At 74.1% G+C, this 6,856-nt stretch carries 3 protein-coding genes; all 3 read right to left on the bottom strand.

The window, feature by feature from the left end:
• Window positions 1-220: 220 nt before the first annotated feature.
• The 3 genes from AB0959_RS21805 to AB0959_RS21795 all read right to left on the bottom strand — a co-directional run bounded on the left by AB0959_RS21805 (window position 221) and on the right by AB0959_RS21795 (window position 6,696).
• Window positions 221-4,390 carry an Rne/Rng family ribonuclease gene (locus AB0959_RS21805; protein ID WP_366828082.1) on the bottom strand — a complete coding sequence of 1,390 codons (4,170 nt, stop codon included), beginning with the start codon at window positions 4,388-4,390 and terminating at the stop codon, window positions 221-223.
• A gap of 260 nt (window positions 4,391-4,650) precedes the next feature.
• Window positions 4,651-5,430 carry a TIGR03936 family radical SAM-associated protein gene (locus tag AB0959_RS21800; RefSeq protein WP_366828081.1) on the bottom strand — a complete coding sequence of 260 codons (780 nt, stop codon included), beginning with the start codon at window positions 5,428-5,430 and terminating at the stop codon, window positions 4,651-4,653.
• Window positions 5,431-5,478: 48 nt separating this feature from the next.
• Window positions 5,479-6,696, bottom strand: coding sequence for a hypothetical protein (locus AB0959_RS21795; protein ID WP_366828092.1), 1,218 nt, complete (start codon window positions 6,694-6,696; stop codon window positions 5,479-5,481).
• Between the last annotated feature and the right edge of the window lie 160 nt (window positions 6,697-6,856).

Raw genomic sequence — 6,856 nt, 5'->3', positions numbered from 1 at the left:
GTGCCGGGAGGTGTCCGCCCGCAGCGGCCGGCGTCCGCCGCCGGGCACCCCACGTATCCACCTCACCGCCGGACCGAGGACGGAGACCTCCCGGCGCGCCCCCGACCCACGAACAAACGCGTAGGCGCCCCAGCCACCCACGGGCGGGACCCCGCGGACGCACCGGTGCCCCGGCCCGGCGGACGAACCACCGGAACGGGGCACCGTGTCACCGAGAGGCTCAGCCCTCCTCGGCGGAAGCCGTCACCGTGGACGGCGCCTGCTGCGCCGCCGCGGCCGTCTTCTTGGACGCCGACTTCTTGGTCGCCTTCTTGGCCGTCGTCTTCTTCGCGGCAGCCGTCTTCTTGGCCACCGTCTTCTTCACGGCGGCCTTCTTCGCGGTCGCCTTCTTCGCGGCCTTCCGCGCCGCCTTCTTGGCAGGCGCGGCCTCCTCGCCGGAGGCCTCCGCAGGAGCCTCGGTCTCCGCCTCGGCCTCCGTCTCCGCCGAAGCCGCCGGTACGACCACGACAGCCGCTTCCTCGGACGCGGTGGGCGCCGTCGCCTTCCGCACGGCCCGCCGCCGCGGCCGGGCAGGCGCAACCGACTCGGCCGGCTCCTCGCCCACGGCCGCAGCCGCAGCCTCCGGCTCCGCGGCCGACGCGACCGGCTCCGCAGCCGGCTGACCGGCCGCCTCCGAGACCGTCACCACGGCCTCCTCGGCCGAAGGCGCCCCCGCCGGCGCCGACACCCTCCGGGTCGCCCGCCGACGGGTACGCCCCTTGGGCGCGGCGTCCGACACGGCGTCCGCCTCAACGGCAACGGCGGGAGCCTCGGCCACGGGCTCCTGCGAGACCGCCGGAGCCTCCTCCGTCACGGAAGGCGGCGTCTCCACCACCGGGTCCTCCACCGCGACCGGCTCGGCCTCCGCGTCCTTCCGCGACTTCGGAGCCCTGGCCGGCGCCGACGCCTTGCGGGTGGCGCGCCGCCGGGTACGCCCACGCGTCACCGCGGCCTCCGCCTCGGCGACGCTGCTGTACAGCTCCTCGTCCGGCTGGAACTCGGGCGCGGGCAACGCCGCGGGCTCGGCGACCTCCGCCGCGACCTCGGCCACCGTCTCGACGGCCGTCTCGGCAGCCTCGGTCTCGGCCACCACCGACTCGGCCACCTCGGCCACGTGCACGTGTTCCTGCTCGGCACCGCCGCGCCCGCGCTTGCGCCGCTTGCCGCCTCCGCCCGCGGCCGTCGCCTGGTCCATGTGCACGATCACGCCACGCCCGTTGCAGTGGACGCAGGTCTCGGAGAAGGACTCCAGCAGCCCCTGCCCGACCCGCTTACGGGTCATCTGCACGAGCCCCAGCGACGTCACCTCGGCCACCTGGTGCTTCGTACGGTCGCGTCCCAGGCACTCCAGCAGTCGCCGCAGCACCAGGTCCCGGTTGGACTCCAGCACCATGTCGATGAAGTCGATCACGACGATGCCGCCCAGGTCGCGCAGCCGCAGCTGGCGCACGATCTCCTCGGCCGCCTCCAGGTTGTTCCTGGTGACCGTCTCCTCCAGGTTGCCGCCCTGGCCGGTGAACTTGCCGGTGTTGACGTCGACCACGATCATGGCCTCGGTCTTGTCGATCACCAGCGAACCGCCGCTGGGCAGCCAGACCTTCCGGTCCAGCGCCTTGGCGAGCTGCTCGTCGATCCGGTACGTCGCGAAGACGTCGACCTCGGAGGTCCACTTGGACAGCCGGTCGGCCAGGTCGGGCGCCACGTGCGAGACGTACCCGTGGATCGTCTGCCACGCCTCGTCACCGCTCACGATGACCTTGGAGAAGTCCTCGTTGAAGATGTCGCGGACGACGCGGACGGTCATGTCCGGCTCGCCGTACAGCAGCGACGGTGCGTTCGAGCTGCCGCCGCTCTTCGACTTCTTCCGGATGTCCTCCCACTGCGCCTGCAGCCGCTCGACGTCCCGGCGCAGCTCGTCCTCGCTCGCGCCCTCGGCGGCCGTGCGCACGATGACGCCCGCGTCCTCGGGGACGATCTTCTTGAGGATGGTCTTCAGCCGGGCGCGCTCGGTGTCGGGCAGCTTGCGGCTGATGCCGGTCATCGACCCCTCGGGGACGTACACCAGATAGCGGCCCGGCAGCGAGACCTGGCTGGTCAGACGCGCGCCCTTGTGCCCGATCGGGTCCTTCGTCACCTGGACGAGCACGGACTGGCCGGACTTCAGCGCGGACTCGATGCGCCGCGGGCCGTTGGCCATGCCCAGCGCCTCGAAGTTGACCTCACCGGCGTACAGAACGGCGTTCCGTCCCTTGCCGATGTCGATGAACGCGGCCTCCATCGAGGGCAGCACGTTCTGCACCTTGCCGAGGTACACGTTGCCGACGTACGAGGTCGACTGCTCCTTGTTGACGTAGTGCTCGACGAGCACGTTGTCCTCCAGGACGCCGATCTGCGTACGGTCGCCGTTCTGACGGACGACCATCACGCGCTCGACGGCCTCGCGGCGGGCCAGGAACTCGGCCTCGGTGATGATGGGCACACGCCGGCGACCCTGCTCACGGCCTTCCCGGCGGCGCTGCTTCTTGGCCTCCAGGCGGGTCGAGCCCTTGATGGACTGCACCTCGTCGGAGGGCTCGGTGTCCTTCCCGCGCCGTTCCCTCGGCTCGCGGACCTTGACGACCGTGCGCTCCGGGTCACCATCGCCGGGCTCCGCGTCGGCGGCCGTGTCGCCCGCGCGACGCCGACGGCGGCGACGGCGACGGCTGCTGCTGGAGCCGGACTGCTCCTCGTCCCGGTCCTCGGCCGCGTCCTCGGCGTCCTCGTCGATCTGCTCGGCGGTGTCCTCGGCGTCCTGCGAGGCCTGCTCGGCGGCGAGTTCCTCGGACTCCGCGGAATCGCCGTCCGCCTCGGCGGACTCGCCCCGGCGACGGCGACGGCCGCCACGGCGACGGCGACGGCGCGATCCGGTCTCCTCGACCTCGTCGCCCTCGCCCTCGGCGTCGTCCGCCTCGGCGGACTCCCCGGCCGCCTCCGTCTCCTCGGCTTCCTCGGCTTCCTCGGTCTCTTCCGCCTCAGCGGTGGTCACGGCCGCGGGCTCCTCGTCGAAGCCGCGCCGACGGCGGCGCCGCCGCGAGCCGGTGCTCTCCTCCTCCGGGAGCTCCTCGGTCTCGGTGGCCTCCTCCGCCGCCTCGGCGGCAGCGGCGGCCGCGGCCCGCTCCGGCGTCTGGAACATCGGCTCGGTGAACACGGGTGCCTGGAACACCGCGACCGCCGGCCGCGCCGGCCGCTGCGAGCGCTCGCCGGCCTCCTCGGCGGCGGGCTTCGCGGCGGGCTTCGCGGCAGGCTTCGCGGTGGGCTCGGAGAAGCCACCGGCGGCCTTCCGGGCGGCCCGCCGGCGCGTACGGCGCGGAGCAGCCTCCTCGGCGACTTCCTCGGCCTTGGCCTCGGACACGGTCTCCGCCTTGGACCGGACAGCCTCAGTGGGCTCGGCGGTCTCGGTGGACTCAGCAGTCTCGGCGGTCGCGCCTTCGGCCCCGGCCCCGGCCCCCACGACCTGCTCGGCTTCTTCGGCCTGGGTCCCGACCTCGGTCCCGGCCTCGGCCGCGGTCTCGGTGGTGTCGCCGGTGGTGGTCACGGGTGCCTCCGTGCGCTCCTGGACAGCATCTCCCTCGGGCGCCCCGACCGGCGCGGACACGCGCCGCGTGGCGCGACGACGGGTACGGCGGGGAGCGGGGCCGTCGGTCGCCTCCGTGGCCGTCTCCACGGCCACGACAGCGGTTGTGTCGGTTGTTTCGGCCTCGGCGGGCTTCTCCTCGGCGGGCTTCTCCGCGGCCGTCTCGGCGACGACGACGGTCTCCGCGCTGTCCGGGGCCGTGGGCGCCCCGGCGGGTGCCGACGCACGCCGCGCGGCCCGACGCCGCGTACGCGGGGCGGGCGCGGCGTCCTCAACGGACTCGGCGGCCTCAACGGTCTCGGCGGTCCCGGCCGCCTCGGCGGCCTCACTGGTCTCGCCGCTCAAAGGAGCCGCGGACACCACGGTCTCGGCGGCCTCCGGGGCGCCGGCGGGCGCGGACGCACGCCGGGTGGCCCGACGCCGCGTACGCGGGGCGGGCACCGCCTCACCGGCGGCGGCCTCGGCCACCGCCGCCTCCTCCTGCTCAGCGGTCTCCTCGACCTCGACGATGCGCGCCACCTCGGTGGTCGCGGCCGTCTCGTCGGCGGCGAGGGTCTCGGCGTCCACGGGGGGTGCGGCCGACGCGGTGGTGGTCTCCACGGGCGTCTCGGCGGAGCCCGCGGGCGGGCCCGCGGGGCGCGACGCGGCACGGCGGCGCCTGCGCGGCGGCAGCGTGTCGCTGGGGGTGTTGCGTTCGGAGTCCTTCGCGGACTCTGCGGGTTCGTTCGGCTCGAGCATGCGGGCGGTTCTCCCGTCAGGCTCCCGGGCGCCGCGCCTGGTCCGGCGATGCCGGTGACGTCCGCGGCTCGCGCTGTGCGCGGTGCCGCCGTCCGGGGCGCGGGCGCCGCACGGGAGCTCTCTGTGTCCTGTCTCGCCGGTTCCGTACGCCATGTTGCGTACGGCCTGGCGAAAGTCTTCTGGTCGGTGCGCTGCCCGACCCAGGTGGCTCCCGAGTCCGAGGGCGGCGCTACGACGTCCGTCCCTTCGCGGGACCTTCCTTACGCCGACGCCGTCGCGGCGGCAGTCGCGCGGGCCGTGTGCGGCTCGGTCGCTGCTGCCTCGCGGTCGGGCGCGAGCGGGTCGGTCACCGTGCCGGTCTCTTCATCGAACAGCCCCTGCGCCAGCCTGGTCACCGCTGCGGGGACCGGCGGCGCCAGGTCGGCCACGGCGCGGAGACCGGACAGGACGTCGTCGGGTCGTACGGCAGGCGTCACGTGCCGAACAACCAGCCGCAGTATCGCACAGGGCTGGTCGGTCGGCCTATCAGCCTGTGGATTGTGCGTCCCAGGGCTCGCCTGAAGGTTCGCGACGGCGGCGCGGGCGTCGAAGGCCCGCATGCCCTTCTTGGTCTGGCGCTCGACCTCGATGGTCTCGGCCGCCTCGAAGGCCACCACCGCGCGCTCCGCCTCCTCGGGGGACACCCCGTCGAGACGCAGCTCCCAGACGGACGCGGTGAGCCGGTCGGCGAGACCCGGGGTGCGGGCCTCGACCGCGTCGACGATGTCGAGCCCGGCGGGCAGCGACTCGTCGAGGAGCTCGCGCAGCTTGTCGGGATCGCGCGCCTCGGTGAGCGCGATCTCCAGGTACTCCGCCTCACTGCCCGTGCCGGTGGGTGCGGCATTGGCGTACGACACCTTCGGGTGCGGCGTGAACCCCGCCGAGTACGCCATCGGCACCTCGGCACGGCGCAGCGCGCGCTCGAAAGCACGCTGGAAGTCACGGTGGCTGGTGAACCGGAGGCGGCCGCGCTTGGTGTAGCGCAGTCGGATGCGCTGCACCGCCGGTGCGGGCGGCGGGCCTTCGGGCTGTCGCTTGCCCAGTGTCGCTCAGTCCTTCGTGAGTGCGGTCGTACTGCTACCAAGAGTACGTGCCTCACGGCCGACAGGTTCCCGAGGACCGACAGGTTCCCGAAGACCGAGAGACTTGCTCTGCTCCAGCCTCCGCTCCCGCTCCCGCTCCCGCTCCCGCTCCCCGAAGAGCATCCGCCGGAAGTCGGCCCGGGCCTGCCGCGCGGTTTCGCGGGCGGAGGCCAGAGCCTGCCGCGTGGCGCGGCCCACACCGCGAGCGACCTCGGCGGCCGGTCGCCAGACCACGTCCCGTACGGCATGCCCGACGGGGGTGAGCACGGTGCGGTACGCCCAGCGGACGGGCTCGACGAAGATCCACCGGAAGAGGGCCCCGAGGAACCGCCCGACAGCCCGCGACACGTACCCGGCGACCCGCCAGGCGTGCCCCAGGGCCTCCCCGATCTCCCGCCCGACGACGGCCAGCGCCCGCCCGATCGGCGCCAGTACCCAGCGCCACACCGCGAGCGCGGGCAGCACGAGCAGCACGCGCCCCGTCCAGTACAACGCGAGCCAGACACCGGTGAGGAGCATCCTCAGGAGCCACCCGATCCCGCCCGCGACCCAGGCGATCCCGTGCCCGAGGGGCGTGAGCACGTACTGGTACAGCCACGCGGCGGGCACGACGAGCAGATAACGCACCAGCCACGCCACGACCGTGAACACGCCGGTCCCCAACGCGGCGAGCACGAACCCGACGCCCCTGCCCAGCCACGCGAACCCGTGCCCGACCGGAGTCAGCAGGCGCGCGTACACCCAGCCGAGCCCGTCCCCGATCCCCCGGCAGACCCGGGCGGCTCCCTCCCCCACGCCCCGGGCCACCCAGGCGATCGCGTGCCCCACGGGCGTGAGCAGGTACCGGTACGCCCACACGGCGGGCACGACGAGCAGCACGTTCCCCAGCCAGGCGAGCCCCTTGCCCACCGGCACGACGACGTACCGCCACAGCGCCACCCACGGCCACACGAACACGGCCCGCCCCACCCACAGCAGGGCCCGCCCCAGCGGCCGCATCACGGTGTCCCGCACCAGCCGCCCGCCCACGACGAGCGCGTCCCACACCATCCGCACCGGGACGACCAGCACGAGCACCACGATCCGCACGGGGATGCGAATCGCGACGACGAGGCACCCTTCCGGCCGTGACTCCGGCGCGGACCGCTCCGCCGGGGCCCGGGACTCAGCCTTCACGAGATCCATGTCGGCGAAGACGCCCCGGCCGAGGCCGCGGATGCGGTCCCCGCGCAACGATTCGGTACGGAAACCGGTGCACGGAAGCGGTGCACGGAACCGGTGCCGCAAGAGGAGATCACCGGTGCCACGACCCGATGCCTCCGGGCGTCCCCACCACCCCGCGTCA

It is taken from the genome of Streptomyces sp. NPDC046862 (assembly GCF_040704615.1).
Classification (GTDB): Bacteria; Actinomycetota; Actinomycetes; order Streptomycetales; family Streptomycetaceae; genus Streptomyces.
The sequence above is the reverse complement of the archived record's forward strand: the minus strand, read 5'-3'. Positions and strand labels throughout refer to the sequence as shown.

What these genes read in the sequence shown, in the direction of transcription:
- AB0959_RS21805 (WP_366828082.1), bottom strand. Translation starts at nt 4,390, where the DNA reads ATGCTCGAGCCGAACGAACCCGCAGAGTCCGCGAAGGACTCCGAACGC.
- AB0959_RS21795 (WP_366828092.1), bottom strand. Translation starts at nt 6,696, where the DNA reads ATGGATCTCGTGAAGGCTGAGTCCCGGGCCCCGGCGGAGCGGTCCGCG.